This window comes from Streptomyces sparsus (assembly GCF_054776295.1).
This window is the reverse complement of the sequence record NZ_BAAHCA010001312.1, coordinates 1-1,046: the sequence shown is the minus strand read 5'-3', so window position 1 is coordinate 1,046 and position 1,046 is coordinate 1. Positions and strand designations below refer to the sequence as shown.

The window sequence follows — 1,046 nt, the reverse complement described above, 5'->3', positions numbered from 1 at the left end:
CATCCCCGGACCCCGTCCACCCGGCCACACCAACTCCCGGCCGCCCCCCGGGTCGTCCCGACCACTGCCGATCGTCCCCGTCCGCTTCCTGCCGCTCCCGCCGTGTCCCCGCGCGCGTCGGCCGGCGGTCAGCCCTGGCGGCGCAGCCAGTCGTAGGCGGTGTGGGCGTCGAAGGTCCGCTGGCCGCCGGGGAACCGCAGCGACGCGGCGGCGAACGCCGGATCGTCGGCGGTGTCGGGCACGTAGGGCACGGCGATGCAGCGCATGCCCGCCCGCCGTGCGGCTTCCGCGCCGGCGGGTGCGTCCTCGACGACCACGCAGGACGCCGGCTCCGCGCCCAGCCTCCTGGCCGCCTCCAGGAACACGTCCGGTGCCGGCTTGCCGTGCGGCACCTCCTCGGCGGACACCCAGCGCGGCAGCAGCGTCGACAGGCCGGTACCGGTGAGCACCGCCTCGATGGTGAGCCGTGAGGAGCCCGACGCGACGATCAGCGGATGCCCGGCGGTGTGCAGCAGCTCCACGAGGGCCGCCATCTGCTCGAAGACGGGCATCGAGCGACGGGCGAGCGCGAGGTAGGCCTCGTTCTTCTCGGCGAGCAGCTGCTCCACGGGTGCGTCGATGCGGTGGGCGCGGCGCAGCTCCGCCAGCGTCTCCCTGGTGCCGACCCCGATGAAGCGGGTGTGCATCTCCCAGGAGAAGTCGGGCACCCCGTGCCGCGCCAGCACCTGCCGGCCCGCCTCGTGGTAGTGCGGCTCGCTGTCCACCAGGGTGCCGTCGAGATCGAAGATCACCGCGGGGCGCGGAGTGCCGTTGTCCATGGCCTCAGCATGCCAAGCCCGCCGAGCCGATTTGGATGCAGGGGGCAAGAGATGTTTTCCTCGTCCACGTATCAGCATGCGGACAGCGAGGGCGGGGGTAGTCAGTGCGGCAGAAGTTCGTTGCGCCCGACCCCGGCCGGCTGCGGCTCCGCACCTCACTGCGCGCGGTGCTCGGCGTGGGCGCGGCCGTCGTCGCCGCCGCGTCCGTCGGGACCGGACTGCCGCCGG

General features: G+C 73.9%; 1 protein-coding gene. It reads right to left on the bottom strand.

The features are described from left to right. Positions 1–128 precede the first annotated feature (128 nt). The gene (locus tag ACYVE9_RS28120) at positions 129–818 is read right to left on the bottom strand and encodes an HAD family hydrolase (protein WP_461030707.1); all 690 of its coding nucleotides are present in this window, start codon (positions 816–818) and stop codon (positions 129–131) included. Positions 819–1,046: the final 228 nt, after the last annotated feature.

Excerpts from the sequence above, each read along its gene's own strand:
- ACYVE9_RS28120 (WP_461030707.1), bottom strand. The coding sequence starts at position 818 with ATGGACAACGGCACTCCGCGCCCCGCGGTGATCTTCGATCTCGACGGC.